The organism is Vagococcus acidifermentans, from assembly GCF_003987655.1.
Classification (GTDB): domain Bacteria; phylum Bacillota; class Bacilli; order Lactobacillales; family Vagococcaceae; genus Vagococcus_B; species Vagococcus_B acidifermentans.
In genome coordinates, this window is sequence record NZ_NGKC01000009.1 from 1 (window position 1) to 24,273 (window position 24,273).

General features: G+C 44.6%; 28 protein-coding genes and 2 pseudogenes. 13 read left to right on the forward strand and 17 right to left on the reverse strand.

Annotated features, from left to right (window positions below):
* Positions 1-156: IS66 family insertion sequence element accessory protein TnpB (gene tnpB / locus CBF27_RS14490; RefSeq protein ID WP_148112291.1), on the reverse strand; the 156-nt coding region annotated here is incomplete at its 3' end.
* Entirely contained in the window at positions 140-334 is a 195-nt protein-coding gene (locus CBF27_RS08490) for a hypothetical protein (RefSeq protein ID WP_126813887.1), read from the reverse strand. The genes CBF27_RS08490 and tnpB (CBF27_RS14490), both read right to left, overlap by 17 nt.
* A gap of 282 nt (positions 335-616) precedes the next feature.
* Here CBF27_RS08490 and tnpB (CBF27_RS08500) point away from each other — a divergent pair, with 282 nt between their 5' ends.
* Together tnpB (CBF27_RS08500) and CBF27_RS14380 are read left to right on the forward strand one after the other, a co-directional pair.
* Positions 617-958: an IS66 family insertion sequence element accessory protein TnpB gene (gene tnpB / locus CBF27_RS08500; protein ID WP_148112292.1), complete on the forward strand. Its 342-nt coding sequence runs from the start codon at positions 617-619 to the stop codon at positions 956-958.
* Between the two features lie 253 nt (positions 959-1,211).
* Positions 1,212-1,496, forward strand: a complete 285-nt coding sequence (locus CBF27_RS14380) for an IS66 family transposase (protein WP_425469925.1) — start codon at positions 1,212-1,214, stop codon at positions 1,494-1,496.
* A gap of 204 nt (positions 1,497-1,700) precedes the next feature.
* Here CBF27_RS14380 and CBF27_RS08510 read toward each other — a convergent pair whose 3' ends face one another.
* A complete protein-coding gene (locus CBF27_RS08510) occupies positions 1,701-2,897 on the reverse strand; it encodes an MFS transporter (protein WP_126813889.1) in 1,197 nt (398 codons plus the stop codon).
* Positions 2,898-3,093: 196 nt separating this feature from the next.
* Positions 3,094-3,864: pseudogene (locus tag CBF27_RS08515) on the reverse strand (IS3 family transposase); the annotation flags it as partial.
* Positions 3,865-4,029: 165 nt separating this feature from the next.
* Here CBF27_RS08515 and CBF27_RS14540 point away from each other — a divergent pair.
* A pseudogene (locus CBF27_RS14540) lies at positions 4,030-4,273 on the forward strand (transposase); the annotation flags it as partial.
* A gap of 101 nt (positions 4,274-4,374) precedes the next feature.
* Here the strand turns inward: CBF27_RS14540 and mgtE are convergent.
* From mgtE to yjbM, 4 genes are read right to left on the reverse strand one after another with little or no spacing between them, the layout of a single operon-like run.
* Positions 4,375-5,739 (reverse strand): magnesium transporter, encoded by a 1,365-nt coding sequence (mgtE, locus tag CBF27_RS08525; protein WP_126813891.1) that lies wholly within the window; start codon positions 5,737-5,739, stop codon positions 4,375-4,377.
* Between the two features lie 15 nt (positions 5,740-5,754).
* Positions 5,755-6,651: an RluA family pseudouridine synthase gene (locus tag CBF27_RS08530; RefSeq protein ID WP_126813892.1), complete on the reverse strand. Its 897-nt coding sequence runs from the start codon at positions 6,649-6,651 to the stop codon at positions 5,755-5,757.
* Complete coding sequence (locus CBF27_RS08535) at positions 6,651-7,469, reverse strand: NAD kinase (protein WP_245986014.1); 819 nt, start codon at positions 7,467-7,469, stop codon at positions 6,651-6,653. The genes CBF27_RS08530 and CBF27_RS08535 overlap by 1 nt, the downstream gene beginning before the upstream one ends.
* A 19-nt stretch (positions 7,470-7,488) precedes the next feature.
* On the reverse strand, positions 7,489-8,169 hold the full coding sequence (gene yjbM / locus CBF27_RS08540; protein ID WP_126814001.1) for a GTP diphosphokinase: 681 nt from the start codon (positions 8,167-8,169) through the stop codon (positions 7,489-7,491).
* A 140-nt stretch (positions 8,170-8,309) separates the two neighbouring features.
* On the opposite strand from yjbM, the gene CBF27_RS08545 reads away from it, so the two are divergent.
* Together CBF27_RS08545 and CBF27_RS08550 are read left to right on the forward strand one after the other, a co-directional pair.
* Complete coding sequence (locus CBF27_RS08545) at positions 8,310-8,909, forward strand: CYTH domain-containing protein (protein WP_126813894.1); 600 nt, start codon at positions 8,310-8,312, stop codon at positions 8,907-8,909.
* Positions 8,910-9,012: 103 nt separating this feature from the next.
* Positions 9,013-9,630, forward strand: coding sequence for a DsbA family protein (locus CBF27_RS08550; RefSeq protein ID WP_170175062.1), 618 nt, complete (start codon positions 9,013-9,015; stop codon positions 9,628-9,630).
* Positions 9,631-9,694: 64 nt separating this feature from the next.
* On the opposite strand, the gene pepF is transcribed toward CBF27_RS08550, so the two are convergent.
* Both pepF and CBF27_RS08560 read right to left on the reverse strand, forming a co-directional pair.
* Positions 9,695-11,506, reverse strand: coding sequence for an oligoendopeptidase F (gene pepF, locus CBF27_RS08555; RefSeq protein WP_126813896.1), 1,812 nt, complete (start codon positions 11,504-11,506; stop codon positions 9,695-9,697).
* A gap of 25 nt (positions 11,507-11,531) precedes the next feature.
* Positions 11,532-12,647, reverse strand: coding sequence for a competence protein CoiA (locus CBF27_RS08560; protein WP_126813897.1), 1,116 nt, complete (start codon positions 12,645-12,647; stop codon positions 11,532-11,534).
* Between the two features lie 104 nt (positions 12,648-12,751).
* On the opposite strand from CBF27_RS08560, the gene queG reads away from it, so the two are divergent.
* The gene (queG, locus tag CBF27_RS08565) at positions 12,752-13,900 is read left to right on the forward strand and encodes a tRNA epoxyqueuosine(34) reductase QueG (RefSeq protein WP_126813898.1); all 1,149 of its coding nucleotides are present in this window, start codon (positions 12,752-12,754) and stop codon (positions 13,898-13,900) included.
* A gap of 76 nt (positions 13,901-13,976) precedes the next feature.
* Here queG and CBF27_RS08570 read toward each other — a convergent pair whose 3' ends face one another.
* On the reverse strand, positions 13,977-14,612 hold the full coding sequence (locus CBF27_RS08570) for an HAD family hydrolase (protein ID WP_126813899.1): 636 nt from the start codon (positions 14,610-14,612) through the stop codon (positions 13,977-13,979).
* A 118-nt stretch (positions 14,613-14,730) separates the two neighbouring features.
* Between CBF27_RS08570 and ndk the strand changes: the two genes are divergently transcribed.
* Complete coding sequence (ndk, locus tag CBF27_RS08575; protein WP_126813900.1) at positions 14,731-15,141, forward strand: nucleoside-diphosphate kinase; 411 nt, start codon at positions 14,731-14,733, stop codon at positions 15,139-15,141.
* A 114-nt stretch (positions 15,142-15,255) separates the two neighbouring features.
* Positions 15,256-15,900, forward strand: a complete 645-nt coding sequence (locus CBF27_RS08580) for a sugar O-acetyltransferase (RefSeq protein WP_126813901.1) — start codon at positions 15,256-15,258, stop codon at positions 15,898-15,900.
* Positions 15,901-16,356: 456 nt separating this feature from the next.
* Here CBF27_RS08580 and CBF27_RS08585 read toward each other — a convergent pair whose 3' ends face one another.
* The 3 genes from CBF27_RS08585 to CBF27_RS08595 are packed head-to-tail and all read right to left on the reverse strand — an operon-like array spanning position 16,357 to position 18,043.
* Positions 16,357-17,091 (reverse strand): alpha/beta fold hydrolase, encoded by a 735-nt coding sequence (locus tag CBF27_RS08585; RefSeq protein ID WP_211334644.1) that lies wholly within the window; start codon positions 17,089-17,091, stop codon positions 16,357-16,359.
* Between the two features lie 32 nt (positions 17,092-17,123).
* Entirely contained in the window at positions 17,124-17,492 is a 369-nt protein-coding gene (locus CBF27_RS08590; protein WP_126813902.1) for an HIT family protein, read from the reverse strand.
* A gap of 26 nt (positions 17,493-17,518) precedes the next feature.
* Entirely contained in the window at positions 17,519-18,043 is a 525-nt protein-coding gene (locus CBF27_RS08595; RefSeq protein ID WP_126813903.1) for a GNAT family N-acetyltransferase, read from the reverse strand.
* Positions 18,044-18,146: 103 nt separating this feature from the next.
* On the opposite strand from CBF27_RS08595, the gene CBF27_RS08600 reads away from it, so the two are divergent.
* The 3 genes from CBF27_RS08600 (at position 18,147) to CBF27_RS08610 (ending at position 19,639) form a co-directional block, all read left to right on the forward strand.
* Positions 18,147-18,350 (forward strand): hypothetical protein, encoded by a 204-nt coding sequence (locus tag CBF27_RS08600; RefSeq protein ID WP_126813904.1) that lies wholly within the window; start codon positions 18,147-18,149, stop codon positions 18,348-18,350.
* A gap of 89 nt (positions 18,351-18,439) precedes the next feature.
* Positions 18,440-18,667, forward strand: coding sequence for a hypothetical protein (locus tag CBF27_RS08605; protein WP_126813905.1), 228 nt, complete (start codon positions 18,440-18,442; stop codon positions 18,665-18,667).
* Positions 18,668-18,811: 144 nt separating this feature from the next.
* Positions 18,812-19,639, forward strand: coding sequence for a histidinol-phosphatase HisJ family protein (locus tag CBF27_RS08610; RefSeq protein WP_126813906.1), 828 nt, complete (start codon positions 18,812-18,814; stop codon positions 19,637-19,639).
* 103 nt (positions 19,640-19,742) lie between these two features.
* Here CBF27_RS08610 and CBF27_RS08615 read toward each other — a convergent pair whose 3' ends face one another.
* Positions 19,743-20,732 (reverse strand): hypothetical protein, encoded by a 990-nt coding sequence (locus CBF27_RS08615; RefSeq protein WP_126813907.1) that lies wholly within the window; start codon positions 20,730-20,732, stop codon positions 19,743-19,745.
* 192 nt (positions 20,733-20,924) lie between these two features.
* Between CBF27_RS08615 and CBF27_RS08620 the strand changes: the two genes are divergently transcribed.
* The gene (locus CBF27_RS08620) at positions 20,925-21,188 is read left to right on the forward strand and encodes a DUF5960 family protein (RefSeq protein ID WP_126813908.1); all 264 of its coding nucleotides are present in this window, start codon (positions 20,925-20,927) and stop codon (positions 21,186-21,188) included.
* Positions 21,189-21,300: 112 nt separating this feature from the next.
* Here CBF27_RS08620 and groL read toward each other — a convergent pair whose 3' ends face one another.
* Positions 21,301-22,944 carry a chaperonin GroEL gene (groL, locus tag CBF27_RS08625; protein WP_126813909.1) on the reverse strand — a complete coding sequence of 548 codons (1,644 nt, stop codon included), beginning with the start codon at positions 22,942-22,944 and terminating at the stop codon, positions 21,301-21,303.
* Positions 22,945-22,977: 33 nt separating this feature from the next.
* Positions 22,978-23,262 (reverse strand): co-chaperone GroES, encoded by a 285-nt coding sequence (gene groES / locus CBF27_RS08630; protein ID WP_126813910.1) that lies wholly within the window; start codon positions 23,260-23,262, stop codon positions 22,978-22,980.
* Positions 23,263-23,444: 182 nt separating this feature from the next.
* On the opposite strand from groES, the gene CBF27_RS08635 reads away from it, so the two are divergent.
* A complete protein-coding gene (locus CBF27_RS08635) occupies positions 23,445-24,116 on the forward strand; it encodes a CPBP family intramembrane glutamic endopeptidase (RefSeq protein WP_126813911.1) in 672 nt (223 codons plus the stop codon).
* Positions 24,117-24,273: the final 157 nt, after the last annotated feature.

The following is a 24,273-nucleotide window of genomic DNA, read 5'->3' on the forward strand; positions in this document are numbered from 1 at the left end:
ACCTCCGCAGAATAAAAAGAGGGCTTGGCTGAAGACATCCAACTGATACGTATCGGTCACAATGGCAGCTAAGCCGTCAATCCCGCGTCTCATGTCAGTCTTGCCGCAAACGATGAAAATATGTTTGACCTGGCTGTAATCAATGAGTCCCGCCATCACGCAACTCCTTTATGATTGTTGATAAGATATACTGATTAATACCGTTGTACACGCGCAAATCAGCCTCACCAATTTTCAGCTGACAAGCTAGTTTAGGTTTGACAGACGTGGTAGGGGCTTTTGATGGTGAGTTGTCCTTAAGGACGACTGGCACGATACTAGATGATTGATTCAAAAAAACACCTCCGATAAACTTGTTAGATACAGTTTACCCGGAAGTGTTAGAGAAAAATAGACGGTCGATTATTACCCGCTTACCATATTTGCATAAACCAAATGAAATAATCCCTATTCAACTCATCGAAGAAGTCAAAAGTGCGGACAAAAAACACCGCGTCCAGCGAGACTTGCGGTGCGGTTAAGACACAAAGATGGCAGCGAGGTATTGATCTATAACGACATCAATCAATACATTCTTCAAACGGTGTTAAAGGAGCTGAATACCGATGCTTCTTGATTGACCGCTGTCAAACAGGTCTATATCGTGACTGGCTTTTGTGATTTACGCAAGGGAATTGATGGTCTGGCTGGTATCGTCCAACAAGACTATCAGATGGACGTCTATGATGATGCGATCTTTCTGTTTTGCGGCAGACGAAGCGACCGGTTCAAACCATTGTACTGGGATGGTGACGGCTGGCTGCTGTGCTACAAGCGTATCGAAAACGGACGCCTGCGATGGCCGCGCAAAAAAGACGAAGTGCGTCAGCTGACGCACCAACAAATACGTTGGTTGTTAGATGGGTTGTCGATCGATCAAAAACGAGCAATAAAACCCGGTGTTAACGGCCAATTTTAACAGAGAAAAAGTCGCGAAAAGGTTGATTCCATGCGCTTTCCCTCTGTTTTTTGTGATGATTTATGGTATAATAATAACGTAATCAAATGATAGAAATGCGGTGGAAATAGTGGCTTTATTTGATGATAAGATTCTTAAAAATAACAAAAATCACGATGTTTCCATCTTGCTTCAAGTCATTGAGACGTTAAAAGGAACCATCGAGGATTTGAGAGGAACAATCGAATCCACAAATCAAGCCAATCAACACTTAATGGCTGAAGTTAAGTTATTGCGTGAACAAGTAGCTTATTTGACTGATAAACGCTTTGGCCGCTCCAAAGAAACATTATCGAATCAAGTCAGCGGCCAGCTTAGCCTATTTTCGGAAGACCAGCCGTCAGAAGCAACACGTTCTGCAGAAACACCCGCAACGCAGACAGCCAGTGCCATCGAAGTCAATCAACACCGCCGAAAGGCCGGTCAAAAAGCAGCGAAGATCGCTCACCTGCCGGTGATTGATCAGCACCACACGTTAGCTGAAGGTGACTGGATCTGAGAGCAGTGCGGCAGTGTGATGACAGACATCGGCTCGACTCAGCTGCGGGACGAGATCCTGTTCCATCAAGCAGCGCTTGACCGACTGATCCATCACCAGCACACCTATTGTTGTAAAATCTGTGATCACGCAGGCAGACTGGACAGGCTACACTGGACTAGACAATAAAAATAAATTGTTTTGAAATTTATTGATCGTTAAAACTCATCCTTTCTTCAAATCAATATTTGAATAAATTCCTGATTTATTAATTATTATAAACGAAACCACAAATATTGATACAAGATAAATAGTAAGATAAAACTGATTGATTTGACTAATCTGGTTTCCAAAAAACATGCCTAAGGGAGCAGAAAGAAATACTACACTATCTGTTATCCCTAAAACTCTACCACGTATTTGATTATCAATAGAACTAACGAAGTAACTGAATATTGGTTGTGTTAACGTATCGAAGAAACCATAAAATAGCAAAATAAGAAAAGTGAAAATAACGAAGTTTTTTGTGAATGGCAAAGCTAAAAATGAACAAGCCGACCCAATAAGTCCAATTTTTGTCAATAAAGATACTTTATGACTATAGGTTACTACTATCAAAGATCCTAATACTTCGCCAATATTTACTGAGGATTTTAATAATGATAACTCAATTGCTGTGTGATTTTTTATTCCTTGCAACATATAGAAAGGCAATATGTTAGGAATGTATCCATAATCCAGATTAAGCAAGAAAAGAATCAATATAAAAATCATTATTTTCTTATCAGATAGCACATTTACTTTAATAAATCTCAGGATTGATGATAGTGAATATGATTTTTTTTTAGCTTCTGGAAGACGTTCAGTATTATTGCTTTGTAATTCCTGGACTGATAAAAAAATCAATACAAAAGATATCCACAGCAATAAGAATACAATAATAAAGATAAAGCTCATTCCTAAATAAGTAATAATTACACCAGCTAACATCGTATTTAAAATAGTGGTGGCTTGAATAACAATACTGTTGACAGAATCATATTTGATATAATCGTTACTCGTTAGATTAGAGGCTACTAGAGTGATTAATGCTCTTTGATAAACAGTCGTAATTATCGTAACAGCTAAGTAAGCTAGCAATGTGTTTAACTTCCCATCTAAAAACAAGGTTGAGACGACAATCAAATTGTAGGAAACTAAGCTTAAGAGTAGAAGCTTTTTTTTAGAGAATTTATCTACTAAGATGCCAGCTGTTAAAGAAAAAATAGCTTGGAGAATAAATGATGATGCAATAAGAGAAACAATCGTATTTAATTCACTTTGAACAGTATACATTTGCCAAAGAATATTCATCTGAAACAAACTAGTTGAAAACGCAACCATCGTATTAATGAATAGAATTAAAATAATTTTTTTAGTCATCCACGTCCTCCAAAAAATAATTTAAATTAGATTTTTGCAACTCACATTGATTATAATTCACACTATTTTCAATTATATAATCTTCGTCCGCTCTACAACCACCTCCACAAATATATTTAATAGTACAATCTGGATTTAAGTCAATATCTTGGACACGATTTGGGAGACTTTTTTCGAAAAAATATGTATGAGAATTCTAAGCAACTTGTTGACAAGGAGTTTCCATTTCTTGAGGAGTCAAATAATTAATGCTGCTGTGGATTCTAGTACGATTATAAAAACCTTCAATATATTGAAACAATGCCAGTTTAGCCTGCTCAAAAGACTGATACTGGTTTTGGTAGACCTCTTCCTTTTTCAAAGTGGCATGAAAAGACTCGATACCCGCATTATCATAAGGACACCCTTTGTGACTAAAGGAATGTTGAATCCCTAATTTGTTTATTTGATCTTTGTATTCTTGGCTTGTATACTGGCTGCCTAAATCTGAATGTAAAACGAGTTCTTTAGACATCGTTTGTGTTTGAACTGCTTGGCTCAATGTGTCTAACACTAATTCTGTCGTCATCTTCTTACCGAATGACCAAGCAATAATTTTTTTAGAATGTAAATCCTGAATAGATGACAAGTAACACCAATCATCCTCGACAGTATGAATGTATGTGATATCTGTTACCCATTTTTCATTCAACCCAGTGGTTGAAAAATCGCGTTTTAAAAGATTCTCACGTTCTTGAATAATTCCCTTGTCAGAGTTGGACGGGCGCCATTTTTTAACAATAATGGAACGAATATTTAAGTCCTTCATTCTTTTTTGCACACGTTTGAGGCTGATGAAAACACCTTGTTTGGCTAATTCCTGATAGATTTTAGGTGCACCGTAGCGACGGACAGAATCTTCATAAATCTTAAGGACCCTGTCGTTAAGCTCTTTATTCTCTTTTGCACGCTTGGATTCTTTCCGATTAATTCGTTCTTGGGCTTGTCTTTAAAAGTAAATTTGTTAACTAAATATCCTTGGTCACCAAAGGCCTTCGTTTTTGATACATATCGTTAGTAACATGAAGCTTTTTTGGTCTAGGATTATGTCCGCACCCCCTATTGTGTAGAAAAGTCTTGCAAAACACACCAGTTCTTCGATTTACTTAAAGATGCGCCAAATGAACTGCCAGAGGAGTTGAAGCATATCAAAAAAGCCTTTTTTAAATACGAGAGCAGTATTCCGCTTAGCCTTTACCACACCGTATTCCAATGGTCGTTTAGAGAACCTGCATACGCATATTAAGACCTTAAAACGAATCGCTTATGGCTTTAGGAGCTTTACCAATATGCGCACACGCATCTTTTTGCTGAGTGGCTTGATTCAAATAAAATAAAAAAACACCGGAGAAGGAAAACTATTCCTTACGCCGATGTTCATAGGTGATACTATCAGTCCGATTTGACGAAGTGCCCTTTTTTAGAACTATCAAAAGTTTTATGTAATAAAATAGCTCATGAACAAACTGGCAATATTAAAATAAATCAACACACTGGTCAAATCACTCAACGTCGTGATGAACGGACCGCTGGCAACTGCCGGGTCGAACCCGAGTTTTTCCATCAACAGCGGTATCAGACTGCCAGCCAGATTTGCCACGGTGATGGCGCACAGCATCGCAGCCCCGATAACAAAGCCCAGTGTAAAATTCTGTTTCCAAATGCCGACGATAACGAAAATCGTCGCACCTGTCACAAAACCGGTGACCAGCCCGGTCAGTACTTCGGTGATGATGCTGCGAAAGAAATTAGCATCTTTATCATCTGTCACAGCCAGTTTTCTGACAGCTACCGCCAAGGACTGCGTACCGGCATTGCCGGCAGTACCGGTAATCAGCGAGATAAACACCGCCAAAATACTCGCCTCGCTGACCAACTCTTCATAATGGGCAATCAGGCTGGCTGTGGACATCCCTAAAAACAGCAGCGTAATCAGCCACGGCAGACGTTTAGCTGAGGATTTAAACGGATTGTCGGATACTTCTTCTACGTTGACCCCGGCCAGACCGGAATAGTCGCTGGCCGCTTCATCATCGATGACGTCGATGATATCGTCAACCGTGATGATCCCCAGCAGATGATCGTCATAATCGGTGACGGGTACAGCCAGAAAGTCGTAGTCCCGGATGGTCTTGGCGACATCCGCCTGGTCATCGCCGACTTTGACAGAGATGACCCGTTCACTGACGATGTCGGCAATCATTACATCGTCGTCGCTGACAATCAGGTCACGAAGTGACATGACGCCAATCAAACGCTCTTGTTCATCAATCACGTAGACATAGTAAATTGTTTCTGCCGAACGGGCCTCTTTTTTCAGCAGGTTCATCGCCGAATGAACCGTCTGGTTGGCTTTAATGGCGACATACTCAGTCGCCATGATCGCACCGGCAGTCTCATCTTCATAATGCAGCAGCTCTTTGATTTCTTCGGCGCTGTCGCTGTCCATAATACTCAGATAACGGGCCACGCTAGCCTTGTCCAGCTGATTCAAAATATCCGCCGCGTTGTCAGTGTACATTTCCGACAGCATATCGGCAATGTACTGCGGACGCATTTCTTTCAGATAGTCTTTGACATCTTCATTGTCTTCTTCAATCACATCAAACATATCCGCCATCTCTTTCGGAGACAGATAGTGATATAGGCGCAGACGTTCATCTTCATCAAGCGACTGATAAAATTGCCCCTGCTCGTAAATGTGCAAATCAAAAAAAGCCGTTCGAAAATTAGTCATGTCCTCGCTTTTCAGACACTGAAGCAAATAATCATATTGCTCTTCAATTGTGTTATTCTCGTTCATGACCAGCTTCCTCTCCTAAATTATCTCAGCCGCAAGTGCTGCCATATCCTCGGGCAGCGGACACTCAAAGGTCAGCAGCTCTTTGGTAAACGGATGCGCAAACCGCAGCCGCGTGCAGTGAAGCGCCTGACGGTCGATTCCCTGTGTCATATCGCCCTCATACAGACTGTCCCCCAGCAGCGCGCAGCCAAGCGCCGCAAAATGCACACGGATTTGATGCGTCCTGCCGGAATGCAGTGTAATATCCACTAATGCACGCCGCGCGTCTTTTTTAACTAGCCGGTATTCCGTTAGTGCCGGCTGTCCGTCCGCAGATACTTGCCGCTTCATCAGCGAACTCATATCTCTGGCAATCGGTTCGTCCAGCCAGCCATGTGCAGCTAGTTCGTCAAGCTTTCCGCCTGCCAGCGCCTGATACGTCTTGTCCAGCTCCCGGCGCCGCAGCTGCGCGTCCAGCAGAGCGTGCGCAAAGCCGTGTTTTGCGAACAGCATCAGACCTGATGTGTCCCTGTCCAGACGCGTCACGACATGAATCACCCGGTCGCGGTAATTCTGTTCATTGTAATAGTGCTTCACACGATTGGCCATCGTGCCGTTGGGATGATATTGCGCCGGAATCGACGCAATCCCGCTCGGTTTATTGACGACCAGCAGGTGGTCATCCTCATAAACAATGTCAATCAGCATGCTGTCGGGCAGCATCGTTTCATGCTCCCCTTCATCCGGTATCACAATGGCAACCGCATCATTTTTAGAGAGACGGAACAACACATTTTGAATGTGATTGTTCACTTTGATTTCGCCTCCCTGAAACTTGATTTTTGCCAAAAGTTTCCGGGAAATCCCCTGTTCATGTAAAAAATTTTTCAGCTGCTTCGGCTCAGCGCCCTGATAAATCCAATGAAACTCCATTAATCATCCTGTTCCTTTTTCGGAAATTCGCCGATAAACGCATCATTCACACGACGCCAGAACGGCGTGTGGCGGTACGAGGCGAAATGTATTTTTTTCCGCGACACGCTGAACATAATCGATTTCAGCTTAGACTGCGGAATCGTCAAGTGGTCAATGTTCAAATGATAGTTACCGCCATTTTTGATGTCGATACGAATCCACTCATGCCCTGAAATAATCAGCGGCGACCCGAGTGTCCGGTACACGCGATTGTTGATCGAGGCAATTTCATTCAGCTGAATCGCATTCAGCCGCGGATGAATCACCGCCCCGCCGAGACTTTTACTGTAGGCGGTCGAACCGGTCGGCGTGGAAACGGACAAGCCGTCGCCCCGGAACCGTTCAAAAAAATCATTCTTGATATATACATCGACCACCATCGTTTTTGAAAAGTCGCGCAGCGTCGCTTCATTCAATGCCAGAAACTGCTTGTCTGCTTTACTGTCGCTGTAAGAGAGCATCACGTCCAGCAGCGGATAACTGACGCTCGTGCCTTCATCATTTTGAAGACTGCGTACCAGCTGGTCCACCTCGTAATCCCGCCAGTCCGTATAAAAACCTAAATGACCGGTGTGAATACCGACGAACCGCACTTTGTCAATCAGATGCAAATAACGGTGAAAAGCTGACAAGAGTGTGCCGTCACCGCCAACTGTCAACACGACATCAGGGTCGTTTTGATCGATTTCAAGTCCGGCAGACAGAAGTTTTTCTTCCAGCTGTGTCATGATGCGCTTCGATTTGGTGCTCTGATTAGAAACGATTGCTAACTTCAATCTCTGTCGTCCTTTCTGTCTAGTCTTTGGCATCTTCTGCCTGGTTCATGTCCCTGTCGGACGGCCAGTCGATAAAGGTCTGCCCTTTGCCGTGGGAGAACAGCTGCTGAGCCTCTTGGATTTCTTCGCGAATCTTCGACATCTCCTCATCAAGCAGGTAGGCCGCTTCGGCTGTGCGTTCGAGCCGTTCATTGATGTCCGCCGGAATCGCATCCTGATATTTATAGTTGAGGGAATGTTCGATTGTCGCCCAGAAATTCATGGCCAGTGTCCGTATCTGAATCTCTACGAGGATATGTTTTTCCCCGTCGATCATCTCCACCGGGTATTTTAAAATCAGGTGATACGAACGATAACCGCTCGCTTTTTTATTGGTTACATAGTCTCTTTCTTGAATGATGGTAAAATCATTGCGCTTTCTAAGAAGTGCCACGACATCATAAATGTCTTCCACAAACTGGCACATGATACGCAGCCCGGCAATGTCCTGCATGTCCTCTTCCAGCCGTTCTTCGCTGATGCCCCGCAGTTTGCTTTTATCAATGATACTCTGAACCGGTTTGACCCGGCCGGTCACAAATTCAATCGGTGTATGAATATTGTAATCGCGATACTGTTTGCGGATGCCGCGCAGCTTGACCTTCAACTCTGATACTGCCTGTTCATAGGGCACTAAAAAAACTTGCCAATCTTTTTCCATATCCATCCCCACTAATTCTAGTAATGTCATACATCGTTCATTTTAACATATCCCGTCCGAAAAAGTTAATCTTTCAAGCAGAGGTTTCTTGTTGAATTTTCAGAATGCTTCCGTCACAATAGGGAACGAGGTGACTGGCGATGAACGAACAACTGGAAATCGAATTTAAAACACTACTGTCAAAAGAGCATTACGACCGGCTGATACAAGAATATCAGCTAACCCCTGCTGACGGGATAACACAGACAAATATTTATTTCGACACGAAAAAAAATGAATTGAAGGATTTGCACATCGGATTACGGATGAGATTACTGGATTCGCACGGAGAAATTACTTTAAAGACGCCTCATCCGGACAGCGATGTCGCCCTAATTGAAACAACGGTCACGATGGAGCCGGACGAACTGAAACAGATGGCAGCAGCCGGACGTTTGCCCCGCATACCAAGCATCCAAACCAAACTGGACCGCTGGCAGCTGTCACTGGAGGACATGCAGCCCATCGGAGAGCTGACGACACGAAGAATTGAGCTGCCCTTTCAAGAGGGATACTCCCTCGTTCTAGATAAAAGCAGCTACTACGGTAAAACAGACTACGAGCTGGAGATGGAAACACCGGAAGAAACCACAGGAAAAACCAATTTTTTTGCGTATCTTAAAGACAGGGAAATACCGTACCGTCCAGCCGACAATAAGATTGTCAGGATGTTTAAAAGAAAGCAGGACATCCGCCAATAAGCACCGCTCTCCCGCAAAAAGGCTTTTTCTTTCAAATTTCCTTTTTTTCTGATACATTAAATGTAACGTAATTTGGATTAATTGTATGGAGGAGTTATTAAGAATGATTGAGCTATATCTATTCATTAATCCCTTAGATGAATTTTGTCTGACACTTGAAAAAGAATTATTACAAATCGGCAGCCATGACCCGTGCCGGATACGCTTTAATTTTATACCAGTCGTCACACTGCAGCTGATTCAAAATCATTTGTCGCGCTGCGGGTTGCCGACAAAAGACCTGGCGTTGCGCAATGAGTTGTCGCAAGCGATTTTTTCAGCTACGCTCGACCACAAGACAGTACAGCTGCAAGGTCAAAAACTCGGCAGGCAATTTTTGATTCGCTTGCAGGAAGAAGTCAGCCTCCGGCACAGGCCTTATTGTCCGGAGCTGGTGAAAAGCATCCTCAGCGAACTGCCGGTTGACATGCAGATGTTTGACAAGGACCGGCATTCCGACCTTGTCATGGAGTCCTTCAACCTTGACCAGCAAGTTGCTCAAGAGATGGGCGTCGAGCATTACGCCACTGCCGTCATTTTCAATGACAGCAATTCTGATTTTGGTATTCGAGTCGATTCAAATATTAAAGACGAGTTGATTAAGCAGGTGCTTAACCACACGCTGACCTGCAGCGACTCATCCGTCATCACAATTGACTCGCGGCTGTGGCGGCGCATTTAAACAGTTGACTACACATAACAACAGCCTGACGGGGCATACCCCGTCAGGCTGTTGTTATTGCTGGTTATAATTCTTCTATCAGCTGTTCCAATTCGTTCAAGCGCTTTTCAAAGACAGCCATGGCTTCTTCGATATAGTCGGCCTGTGTCATGTCGACACCGGCTTTTTTGATGACATCAATCGGATAGTCGCTGCTGCCGGACTTCAGATAAGTCAAGTATGCGTCAAGCGCGGCGGCATCGCCGGTCAGAATTTTATCTGCCAAAGCAGAAGCGGCAGAAAAGCCCGTGGCATATTGATACACATAATAATTATAGTAGAAATGCGGAATCCGCGACCACTCAAGGGCGATTTCCGGATCTCTTTCCACATCCGGGCCATAATAGTCTGCATTCAGCTGACCGTAATAGTCGCTGAGATAATCACTTGTCAGCGGCGTGCCTTTGGCATCTTCTGTATGGATGAAATGTTCAAACTCCGCAAATTGTGTCTGGCGGAAAACTGTTCCCTTGAAGCCGTCCAGATAATGATTCAACACGTACGCCCGGACTTTAGGGTCGGTTTCCGTTCTCAGCAAATGCTCTGTCAAAATATTTTCGTTGGTGGTCGATGCAATCTCAGCGAGAAAAATGGAATAGTCGCCGTACACATAAGGCTGATTGGTCCGTGTCAAATAACTGTGCACACTATGTCCCATCTCATGCACCAGCGTGTACAGCTGGTCCAGACTGTCGTGCCAGTTCAGCAGGATGTACGGCGCTGAATCATAGCTGCCGGACGAATACGCTCCGCTGCGTTTGCCTTCATTCTCGACAACGTCTATCCAGCGGCTGCTGAATGCTTTGTCAACGATCGCCAGATAGTCTGCCCCAAGCGGCTGCAACGCTTCCAGCGCCTTTGCTTTTGCTTCTTCATAGCTGTATTTAATCGGCGCTTCCCCTAAAATAGGTGTGTACATGTCATACATGTGAAGCGTGTCGACTTTCAGGAGTTTTTTGCGCAATGCCACATAACGGTGCAAGAGCGGCAAATGTTTATGCACTACTGACAGCAGCGTATCATAGACTGTCTCCGGAATATGGTTCACCTGCAGTGCAGCTTCGCGTGCAGAACTGTAATTGCGTGCTTTCGCATTGAAATTATGTTTTTTGACATTAGTGGACAGTGTGCTGGCAAACGTATTTTTGAACTGCTCATACACACCATACAATTCTTTAAAGGCTGTCTCTCTCACCTGCCGGTCGGTGCTTTCCATCAGTTGGCCGTACACCCCGTGGGACAGCTGAATTTTTTCGCCCTTTTCGCCTTCCACAACCGGGAATTTCAAATCGGCATTGTTCAGCACGCTGAAAATATTGCCGGATGCATTCAGCACTTCGCCGGCCGCCGCAAGCAGTGCTTCTTCATTTGATGACAGCACGTGGTCGCGGTTGTCAGTCATTTGCGTGACGAAATGACGGTAAACGGCCAGTTTCGGCTCATCATCAAAGTAGGCGCTGATTTGTTCATCGCTCAGCGTCAGCACTTCCGGCTCAAACCAGCTGACCGCTTCGCCCGCCTGCGCAGCCAGCATACCGGCACGCCCGTACAGTGCCTGATAAACGGTGTTCATCGTATCCTGGTCATTTTTCAAGTGGGCATAAACATAAAGCGTCTCCATCCGCTGATAAATATCCAAGACGAACTCAATCGCACTCAGAAAAGCGCCCGCGCCGTCTTTCAGCGTCCCTTTATAGTTTTCCGCCTGTTTTAAATCAGCTGAAAGCTGGTCAAAAGCGGTATCGAATGCCGCGTCATCCGAAAAAATCGGCGTTAAATCCCACGTCATTTCCTCTGACACGTCGGACCGTTTTGGTAATCGTTTTGGTTCACTCATAAATCCTGTCTCCCTTCAGAATTGCTTACCCCATTATCATATCATATTTGACAGGAATCATTGAAATTTCACGACTGTGCGGCGGGGAACTGCCGAAGCCGGTTTTCTTGACCAGACTCAAGTAGCGCCACACAAAAAAATGCAGCAGTACATCCCGGTCTATATTCGGCATCTCCCACCAATCTGCTGGTGACAGACGCTCATCCAAGAGGCGGACGACAGCTGTCCGTGACAGTCCGCCCGGATGAGCCGCAAGTATCTCCCACACGTAGCGTTTCACCAGCACGCTGTCGCTTTTAAAAAAGAGAAAGTCACTGACCGGTGTGAAATAATAATCCGGCAGCGTCTGCAGATTGAGTCTTTGTTCATAGAGATAAGTCTGGAGAGCTGCCGCCTTTGGGTTTTTATTTGCCAGCAAGCCGGCCAGCTGCTGCCGTTTCCGTAAGATAATGTTTTGCGCATGATACGTTCTTTTCACAGATAAACTGGCGGTTTCCGGATAATTCAAAATTTGCGCCAGCGGTGTGTCCGCCGCCGGCCATTCTCTTTGGGAGTAACGGCAAGCGGTTTCGCAAATCAGCTGTTCAATAAAAAAATCCAGCCGCACCGTTTTGTTCGCCACATCCAGCTCCCACATGTGAAAACCCAGCTGTTTGGAAAAATAAACCAGCGCGCGCTGCAATGCGGACAGGCGGTGCTTCAGCCACAAATTGCGTCCTGTCAACCAGACAACCGTATAGCCGTTTTGGCGGTAAGCTTCTGTCCGCTCCACCAGCCGTTTGACGGGAAGCGGGCTGCATTGAAATTCGACCGCCCATTGGTCAGCAATCAGAATGTCCGGACGCTGTTTCAACGAAGGCAGATAAGCTTCCAGCTGAAACGGATAGCCCCAGCGTCTGCACGCAGCGGCAAGCAATGCTTTGCCGCACAGATGCTCGGCCGTTTCGCCTTCTGAAAATGCCTGACAGCTGCTGAGCTGTTTGTGGGCAAAATGGGATATCATCACCCGGCCATTCTTTAAAACGACCGGATGATGACAGACACAACAGTACCAGCGGATGTCCCGTAATTGTTCGATCGCCTGTTTTGACATGCCGCTGATATCAATCACAGCTCCGCGCTCATTTTGTGCTGTTAACACACCAATCACTTCCTTTCCGTATTATTAACATTCGCCAAGAAAAACACTTCCCACTTGCACAACTGCTTTTTTTCTTTCATACTATAAAAAAAGAGGTGACAGACATGTTCACGCAGTTAAAAGAAAAAATCATTGCCGAAAGCAAAAAACTGGGGATTGATAAAATCGGGTTTGCCTCTGCCGATTCTTTTGAGGCGCTAAAAGACAGCTTGGTTGAACAAAAGAAAAGCGGGCATACGTCAGGCTTTGAACACCCTGTCATTGATGAACGCATTTATCCGGATAAAATTTTTGACCAGCCCCGTTCGATTATCGCCATTGCACTGGCCTATCCGACACGCCTGCCCCAGCCGCCGCAAAAAATCAGAGGCGAAAAACGCGGGCGGTTCGCCCGTGCATCATGGGGCATTGATTACCACGACATTTTAAACGAGCGCATGGCTCGCCTGATTGATTTCATCAAGCGGGAAAGTCCTGAGACTGACGGGTTGACATTCAAACCCATGGTCGACACCGGCGAACTGATCGATGTCGCTGTTGCGCAACGCGCCGGACTGGGCTTTATCGGCAAAAACGGTTTGCTGATTACGGAAGAATTCGGCTCGTATGTCTATTTGGGGGAAATCATCACCAACATTCCTTTTGAACCCGACACGCCAATAACCAGCCAATGCGGCTCCTGCACCAAATGCATTGATTTATGCCCGACTTCTTGTTTATTAGGCGACGGCCGGATGAACGCCCAGCGCTGTCTTTCATACCAGACACAAACAAAAGGCATGATGCCGAAAGAATTCCGGCCAAAAATCAGGACCATCATTTACGGCTGTGATATTTGCCAAGAAGTCTGCCCGTATAACAAAGGCAAAAATTTTCATTTTCACCGGGAAATGACGCCTGAACCGGACGTTGTCTTCCCATTATTGAAACCTTTGCTAACGATATCCAACAAAGAATTCAAACAGACTTACGGCCATCTTGCCGGCTCTTGGCGCGGTAAAAAGCCCATTCAGCGCAACGCTATCATCGCACTGGCAAATGCACGCGATACCACAGCTGTCCCGCAGCTGTTGAAGTTGATTGAAGACGACCCGCGTCCTGTGATCCGCGGCACAGCTGTTTGGGCGGTCGGCGAACTGACCCGTTCCGCAAATCAGCACTTACTGGATTTTCTAATAGACAGACAAAGCAAAGAAACCGCAGAAGAAGTCCTCCAAGAGTTGACGGAAGTCATTGCAAAACTGACCGAATAGCTGCCGCTGCACCAGGTGTTTGCAGACAGCAAAAAAGGCGAACCGTACGCATACGGCTCACCTTTTTTTCTCTCGATTATATGAGGATATCCTTCGGTGTCTGCGACATATAGTCCGGCTGCACATCGAAAGAACGCTCGTCAAACCAGTTAACACCGACACTGACGATACCGGCATGGTCGGCCGCCAAAATATCCGCATTGGAATCACCAAAGTAAACAGCCTGCTCCGGCGGGCAGTCGAAGTATTCCAGTACCCGGACGATGCCTTCACCATGCGGTTTATGATCGTTGACCTCATCGCCGGCGATACTGAGGTCGATATACGGGGTCAAAGATAGTTTGTCAACGGAAAAATCATACGACTTCCGCCCTTTTCCGGTTACGACTGCAATATTTTTCCCTGACTCTTTCAATTGTGCCAACAACTGGACGACATCATCTTGCGTTCTTGCCAGCCGGTCATGTTCCTGCTGGTAAATTGTGTAAAACAGACGCAGTGCTTCATCGGCTTTCTCCGGCGGTTTCACATAATTTTGAATAACGCCTGTTTCACTCGGACCGAAACGGGCTTCGATTTCATCATCGGCCAGTTCTTCCTGATTATATTTGCGAAAAACTCGGCGGAAACTTTCAAAACAAATCGGCAGCGTGTCTGCCAGCGTGCCGTCAAAATCAAACACGAATGTCGTATAGCCCTTCAAATCAATCATTGCCGCACCCTCCTTGTAAGTTGTTCTTTTACTCTTACTATATCATGTTTCCGTACACTTTTCAGGCGCCTGACTCACCAGATTCAACCTCTGTCCCATACGAAAGGAGAACACACTGATGAACGAACAAACTTTAGTCATTATCAAGCCAGACGGCGTCGCCCGCAGACTCACAGGCCGGATTATCCAGCGTTTGGAAGACAAAGGGCTGACCATCACAGACATCAAGATGACGACCATGACAGCCGAACTGGCAAAGGAACATTACCAGCACCTGCAAGGACGCCCTTTTTTTGATGAGCTGATTGCCTTCATGACTTCCGGCCCAGTGGTTTATCTCATCATTGAAGGTCCGCAGGCCGTCGCTGTCGTCCGCCGGATGATCGGGGCAACCAATTCACTGGAAGCTGAACCCGGGACTATCCGCGGCGATTTCGGCCTGTCCGGCACGCAGAATATTATCCACGCATCTGATACGCCAGAAAATGCCCGACTGGAATTATTGCGGTTTTTTACTCAAAGCGACTAAGACAAGCGACTTAAAGTTAGCAGCCTTTCAGCCAAAAAGGCGCCAACAACAGATTTATTTGCTATAATACATCGTGTCTGCACCGCAGAAATTTATTTATTACAGGAGGAAAGCATGATGTACCCTGAATATGAACGCATGATTTCGGAAAAACTTTATCTTGCCGGCGACATTGAAGCAGAAAAAAAATCAACCACCGGCAAAGCCCTTGCACAAAAAATAAATCAGCTGGATATTAACGACTCGGAAGCAATCGTTGCGCTGGAAAAACAACTCTTCGGAAAAACCGGCGACAAAATTTTTGTCAATCCGCCGCTCCACGTGGATTACGGCTTCAACACCTACATCGGTGAAAACTTTTACGCCAACATGGAATGCGTTTTTCTTGATGTTGCAAAAATCGTCATCGGCGACAATGTGATGCTCGGCCCGCGCGTCCACCTGCTGACACCGGGACATCCAATCGATGCCGGCGTCCGTACGAGAGGACTTGAATTCGGCAAAGCCATCCACATCGGGGACAATGTCTGGATAGGCGGCAACGTCACAGTCAACCCGGGCGTAACAATCGGCAGCAACTCGATCATCGGGTCAGGCTCGGTCGTCACAAAAGATGTACCGGAAAATGTGATTGCTGCCGGCAACCCGGCGCGGGTGATCCGCCACATCACAGAAGAAGATACCCGCTACTGGCAAAAAGAAGAACAGCAATATCATCTCGAAAAAAACAATCATCAGCCGTCTTTGGCTGATGATTAATGTCAAGGCTCGCTGACAGCGGGCCTTTTTTGCCGTGAATTTTGTGTTCTGTCTGCCGACAAGTACGTGCCATAATTTTCAATGTTGTCGTTCGTTCATTCCGACAAGAATGGTAGCTGTCTGACCTTGTCAAAGCAGCCGTTATTACATAAAATAAAAGCGAGAAGAAAACGGACAGCTCTCTGCCTGTTAACAATCAGGACCAGTATTTTCATGATATGACGTTACATTTAACTGCCCATATTGTACTTACCCTAACTGTCGAATTCTTTCCAGAAAATTTTCCACAACAGGCGGCATTCCTTCTGTCCGTTTTCTTTTTCGGCCGCAAAAAAGAACCCGTCTGGTCAATGACCTATTACGGGCGAGTACAGCATGATACATTTGACAACTCTTTAAAAACTTGCAAAGGCATGACACCTGTTTAACGAACATCTCCGGCCCCGTCAACAAAAATCAGCGAGCAGCACTTCGATTCAGTGATACTTGTGCCCGCCTCAAAATAAATCCATCCAATAAGGCTGCCAGCTGTTGCGGGGCAGCCTCGTTTACTTCGTGACCGGCACGCGGCACCATTGATAATTCTGCATGTGGTATCAGCCGCGCCAGTTCAGCCGCAGCTTTTTTATTGGCGGTATCTTTTTCCCCGCAAACGACCGCAACAGGAACATTAATTTCAGACAGTCTCTGCTTAAAGTTCAAATCCATCATCGAACGCGTCAGGCCAATCACTTCTTTTTTGGTCAACCCCATCTGTTCAAATAGTTTCCCCGGGAGCAGCCGAAAGAAAATATTTTGGCATTTAAGCAGTGTTTTCGGCATCTGATACTGAGTGGCGATCAATGTCAGCGACGCCGCTTTTTCCGGATGTTCCAGTCCATAGTGCAGCGCCAGCACGCCACCTAGGGATAGGCCGCACAAGTGAACTTTCCCTGAAAGCGACTGGCAGTAATCAGAAAACACATCATATAAATGATCATAAGTGACCTCGCTGCCGGCTGACAACTCCCACAAATCAGGCGTGAAAATATCCGCTGAACCCGACAGCGCCTCTTTCGTTTTATCCCAACTGGCCGCCTGCTGTCCTAAGCCATGAACGAAAACAACTGTCATTCGATTATCTTCTGTCAGGACCGGATTTACTGAATCATCCTGCGCCTCTGGTATTCCCCCAATTTTTATTTTCTTCATTGTCCACCTCTTTCGATATAAACTGCCAGTGTCTAGTCATTCATTTTCTCTGGAATCACTCCTCTGACGCCTCCCCGGGGGTTGACGCAATCTCCCTGATAACGGGGAATGAGATGACAGTGACAGTGAAAAACAGATTGCCCCGCACTCAAGCCGCAGTTAAATCCGATATTGTAACCAGCAGGAGAATAGGTATTCTCCAACAACCGTTTTCCGGCTGTAATCAGCGCGTCCATGTCTTGTTTCTCCTGACAGGATAGCTGGAAATAATCTGTCTTGTGAGCTTTCGGTATAATCAGCATGTGTCCTCTTGACACGGGATGTTTGTCAAAGAACGCAGCACATGTGCCGTTCTCCAGAACATAAGGAAGTTTGTCGTTACAAAACAAGCATACTGTCATTCAAACATCTCCTTGATAAATAATCCCTATTCACCGGCCGGCAGCTGTTTTCTGTAAAGTGTCTCTCCAAATTCGTCCTGTTTCCACTCTTCATAACCGTTTCGTAACCAAAAGCGGCGGTTGTCTTTGTTTGACGTATTCAATGTGACATACGCCGCACCCTCACTTACCAGCAAGTTTTCCAGACAGCCTGCTGCATAACTGCCTATTCCTTGATTTCGATATGGTTTGTCGATACAAAAATCAAGGACGACTGCCTTGCCGTCTTCTTTTGTATAAATTTTGTAGTGTGTGAACCCCACATAGTTATTCTGTGCATCATACATAAAAACAAATTGCAAGGTACTGCCGCCGTCCGATGAACTAGTGTGCAGCGTCATGATGATATCGTAGTACTCCTGCGAACGAAACCAGTCTATCAGCTCTTGCCTTTCTTCCCCCTGTTCTTCCAAATTGGGGAAAACATCCTCTGCTTCATATTGCCGTTTCTTTTCCCAAAACTTGGCTATATCATCTTCTGTCACCATTTTTTTGAAATACAGTTTTGCCATCGCGTTCTCCTTTTGAATTGTTAAGTTGCTCTTAGTATATCATATAGGCATCTCTTTCAGTCTGGTCATTTGGTATAATTGATGTAGGAAAGGGGTACTGATCATGAAGACTTTTATTCTGACACAGTTAAATGCAGGGAAAACACTGGAAATCATCTTCGACCGTACACACTCGCTGACCATCGACGCCGTCACTGACGAATTCGCCGGCTCTCCGGATTTAATTCAAGTTGCCAACAGCAATTACAGAGATACTCAACTCATCAACCTCGTGCATGTCAAATCGATTTTAGTTTATCCATCCTAACCGGGCGCTGTTTTAAGTCAATGTACCACTTAAAACCAGCTTATTCGGTGGCTTTTTGATATAATCGACACATAAAGCGAGGTGGGAATATGGCATTTCTGAGAATGATCAACACAAAAGAAGTCACTGTCAAAGAGTTTTCAGACGTTTCAAAAGTTGTCGTGAAAACAGCTGAAGGAGATGTGACGGCAGATGAACTACTGGATTTATTTGAACTGATTACACATCCTAAAGCCACAAGCATTGAGATTCATCATGCGCGAGGCACAACCAGTCTGCCCGTTTCTCTGTGGCAGATTTCAACCATCGATTTGTAACCAGCCAAACCATTCCCCGTAAAAGCCAACGCTGATTTTACGGGGAATGCTTGTTACAAGGCTATCCATTATTTTTTCATCTTTAAAGGCATTCGGGTAAGACTGAAAGGATGCTATAATAACGTAAAAGAGGAGGGATGCGATGTGGAAGTCGATTATCATGTGCACACGCATTACAGTGATGACTCGACCTATCAAATGGAACAGGTCGTGCAAGATGCAATAAAAAAAGGGCTGGATGAAATCTGCTTTACGGACCATGTCGATTATGGCGTAAAATATGATGTCGATGACCCGCGGCTTGACATGAATGCAAAAAACGTTCGCACAAACGTTGACTACGCATCCTATTACAAACAATTCTGCCAGTTAAAGGACACCTACAAAAATCGCATCACCCTGCGCTTCGGCCTTGAATTTGGTATACAGACAGAAACCATTAAAAAGTATCAACGACTGTTTGCCGCGTATCCGTTTGATTTTATTTTACTGTCCATTCATCAAGTTGGAAATCAGGAATTTTGGACCGGCGACTTCCAGCGGAATAAGACCGACAAACAAGCTTATCAGGATTATTATGAAGAAATGTACCGCGTCGTCACAACTTATCATGATTACAGCTGCCTGGCGCACATGGACTTGCTGCGGAGATATGTCACTGTCGCAAATGATTCTTTTGACGAACATGAAGAAATCATACGGGCGATTCTTTTAGCCATCATTAAAGATAATAAAGGTCTTGAAATCAACACATCTTTTATCCGCTACAATCTGCCGGACACGACACCATCTATGACTATCTTGCAACTTTATCATGAGCTGGGCGGCGAACTTATCACCATCGGCAGCGACAGCCACGCACCTGAAGAACTGGGATGCTATACTAAGGAAAGCAAGGCTATTTTAAAAGACATCGGCTTCACTTATTTTGCAACCTTTGATAAAATGACGCCGCGGTTTCACCGGTTGTAATATACGAGAAGTAAGAGAGCAACTCTCTACTTCCCGTATTTTTTTAACTTCGTGGAACACGATGATACATAAATATTGTTTTGAACTATATAACTAGTGTGAATCAATTTGACAACACTTCTTGCATAACATCAGCGTATTCAGCTGTCACATTTCCAGCGTAATTTGGTGTAATCAAAGAACTTCCACCATTTTTATTGTAAAATACATAAAGCGGTCCTGACATATCAAACTGGTTGCTGCTTCCTTCATATTCGTTCTCTATCCCAATCAGCGTAATGGCAGTATTCACTTTTACCGTCCGGATATTGCTGTGACTGCTCCTGTGTTCATGTGCTGCGCTAAAGATTCGAATCTCTGTAGTAGGAATCTGATTGCAAACTGCTGTATAAACCACCGTATCGTTGCCGAAATTATCTAACCCCTTAGTAGTGAATGATACCTGTCCCTGCCCATTATCTGCAAATGCTAAATGAACATCAAGCGGATTATTGACCCCGGAAAAATAAAACGTTTTATCCGTTATTTCCGATACTGGTACCGCATACGAAAAGTCTTCATTACTTTGTACTGTTTCATTTTTTATCACTTTATTATTCTTTATATCATATTCGATTAATCTGTTTATTTCTTTTTTGGTTCTTGTGCGGACTGTAAAGTATAATATATTTCCTTTTTGTTCCGCCAGGACTTCGTAATTGACATTGTGATTATCAATCACTAATAAGCCATTAGCACCTCGCTTAATGAGCAAATCATTTCGAGTAAAACCTTGTGCAACATCTAATTTATATAAGAAAATCGAAACAATTTCCTCGTCTGTCAACAACCGTTCGACCGTGTCTGTTGATAGTTCTGAAGAAGAAACATTGTTGTCAATTTTCGCCGGAGTCCCAACCGCTTCATCATCACTTCCCTGCCCAAGAAAAAAGAGCAAACTTACAAGAAGCACTAACATCAACGACACAAACGTCACTGCAACGGTTAAACGTTTGTTTCTTTCTTCTAAATAACGTTCCCGCCATTTTGGATCATATTTTCGCTTTTTCAGAAAGTCATAGGTATGATATTTATAATTATCACTTCTTTTCACTGCGATTCCCCCTAAAACTTTTATACGTCTATCATACTAAAAAAATACTAATTTAACATACTTTTTATACATATATATATATCCATTAAAATCAGCGGATTTTAAAATAGTCATTCGGCTTCACCGCTTTACAACAAGAACGTTAGTTCGTATAATAATAGTGGAATGAGCGGTCTCTTTGGAGGTGGAATGATGAAAAGCGTGCTTGAATATCAAACAGACAAAGCGAAAGAATTTTTTGAATTGTTTTTTAAATATGTTGAAACGGATATCCCCTTTTTCATTCATGAAAGAGACATTTTGCTGACGATGGATAAAAACAACAGCAACTACTTTCGTGTGCCCCGCCGGCATTCTGCAAATCAGCGGGAGTTGTACTTCTACTTCGACATCATCTACTTGAAAGAAAATAAAAACATCAAGCTATATCGTTTCGACCATTTGGAAATGAGATAGAAAAAGAGGCAGCCCTTGTCAAGCCGCTCTCAACGAAGAGAAGGGCTGACACTGACTGCCTCCTTTTGTCCTGTTCTATCTTTTTAAACTGTCAGCATTGATGACGTCAAGCTTACATCATGCCGCCCATCATTGACGGGTCCATGCCGCCTGGCATTCCGCCTGCTGGAGCAGCTGGTTCCGGCTTGTCTGAAATGACTGCTTCAGTTGTCAACAACAGAGCTGACACGCTGGCAGCATTTTGCAGAGCTGAACGTGTTACTTTAGTCGGGTCAACGATACCAGCATCAATCATATTGACCCACTCATCTGCTTTCGCGTCAAAGCCGATGCCTGGTTCAGCATGTTTCAGCTTGTCAACGATTACCGAGCCTTCTTGACCTGCGTTCTCAGCAATTTGACGAACCGGCTCTTCCAATGCACGCAAGACGATTTTCACACCAGTTGCTTCGTCGCCTTCTTTAGCGTCCACAGTGAATTCGCTCAATTTGTTCAGAACATTGATGAAGGCTGTTCCACCGCCGGCAACAATACCTTCTTCAACTGCCGCACGAGTTGCATTCAAAGCATCTTCGATACGCAGTTTCAGTTCTTTCAGTTCTGTTTCAGTTGCAGCACCGACTTTGATAACTGCCACACCGCCGGCAAGTTTAGCCAAACGTTCTTGCAGTTTTTCACGGTCAAAATCAGACGTTGTTTCTTGAATTTGTGTCCGGATCAAGTTGACGCGCTCAGCGATAGCTTCAGCAGAACCTGAACCTTCAACAATTGTTGTGTTGTCTTTATCGATAACAACTTTGCTGGCTGTACCTAATGAATCGATGGTAGCTTCTTTCAAGTCCAGTCCCAGCTCTTCTGTGATAACTGTACCGCCTGTAAGAACTGCGATGTCTTCCAGCATTTCTTTACGACGATCGCCGAATCCTGGTGCTTTCACAGCAGCCACATTGAAGGTGCCGCGAATCTTGTTCAGGACAAGTGTCGGTAACGCTTCGCCGTCCACATCGTCAGCGATGATAACCAGTGGTTTGCTTTCCTGCAAGATTTGTTCCAATAACGGCAGGATATCCTGAATGTTTGAAATTTTCTTGTCAGTAATCAAAATGTATGGATTTTCCAGAACAGCTTCCATCTTGTCATTATCAGTCACCATGTACTGTGACAGGTAGCCGCGGTCAAACTGCATACCTTCAACAACATCCAGTTCTGTTTCGATTCCTTTGGATTCTTCGATGGTGATGACACCGTCGTTGCCCACTTTTTCCATTGCTTCTGAAATCAGCGTGCCGATTTCATCATCGCCGGATGAAACAGCCGCTACTTGTGCAATAGCTTCTTTTGAATCCACCGGTTTAGAAATTGCCATCAATTCTTCGACAGCTTTTTTCGTAGCTAATTCGATACCGCGGCGGATACCGATTGGGTTAGCGCCGGCTGTGACGTTTTTCAAGCCTTCACGAACGATTGCTTGTGTCAGAACCGTTGCAGTCGTTGTCCCGTCACCGGCAATATCATTTGTTTTAGATGCTACTTCAGCAACAAGCTGGGCACCCATATTTTCAAAATGGTCCTCAAGTTCAACTTCTTTAGCAATTGTTACACCGTCATTTGTAATCAATGGTGAACCGAATGATTTTTCCAAAACAACGTTGCGTCCTTTTGGTCCCAAAGTTACTTTTACCACGTCAGCCAGTGTGTCAACACCGCGCATCATCGCAGCACGTGCATCTTCTGAAAATTTAATTTCTTTAGCCATTTTATATCACCTCAATAGTTTTTTATCTGTCCACTACTCAACAACAGCAACAATGTCTTTTTCATGAACAATTAAGTATTCTTTACCTTCGTACTTCACTTCGCTGCCTGCGTATTTTTCAAACATGACTGTTTGACCAACTTCGACAGATAGAGGAAGTTTGGTGCCATTATCAAGGATACGGCCGTCGCCCACGGCAATTACAGAGCCAGTCTGGGACTTTTCTTTAGATGCTGAAGTCAATACTAAACCGCCGACAGTTTTTTCTTCTACTTCAGTTACTTCAATAATTACACGATCTCCTAATGGTTTTAACACTTGCTATCCCTCCATAAAAATTAATCAGTTAGCACTTAGCACTCTTTTATGCTAAGTGCTAAACCACTCTTTTATAATACCTATTTTTTAAATCTTTTGCAAGCCATATGATAAACTTTTTTGCTTAATCCCGATTTTGTGTTAGCATATGATATATCTTATCCAAGAAGGAGCTGCCTTTCATGACATCACTCAAAAAAAATTCGTTGGTGATTATCGGCATTTTTTTACTAGCCTATATCAACTCCTTTATTGTTTCTTTTTTTTCACGTGATCCGGATGTTCTCACCACGATGTCGATCGTCGCCTACTTCGCCGGAGCAGCAGCTATCGTGACTGTTTATAAGGCAGCCCGATTCCCGTTTCCGCTGGAACAGAAAAAAAAGAGTTTGCCGCGCATACTTATATGGGGCATTCTAGGCGTCGGTCTGAGTGTTTTGCTGCAAAACATCCTGATTCAACTTGAAGTGCTTTTTTTCGGCGGACAGCTGACGTCTGAAAACACAGAAAACATCACTAGTATTATCCAGTCCGCCCCTTTTTTCATGATCGCCGTTGCCATTTGCGGGCCTATCATGGAAGAATTCGTCTTCCGGTTTGCCTTGCCGAATCTGATTGTCAACAACTTGACCAACGGTTCCATGCCGAAAAGCGGGTTGTTCTGGCTGGCGGCAGTTATCAGTTCGCTGATATTTGCGGTTTTCCACTTTGACGGACATTACCTGCTGTATACTGGCTTGAGCTTGTTTTTCTTCTGGTTGTACCGCCATACCGGTTCCATCTGGACATCCGTCATCACGCACACATGCATGAACGCCGTTGTTATCGCAGCCCGTCTCGCACTGCTCAACTAAACAGGCTCTTGCTCAAATAGGATTCTGTACGAAGCGAGAACCGCGACTGAGTGTTTTAATAAGGAGAACTTTACCTTCAACAGAAGAATTATCTATTACAAAAAATGGGAGTGATGAATCAAAAGTGGATTCATCACTCCCATAAATTATAGAGCCA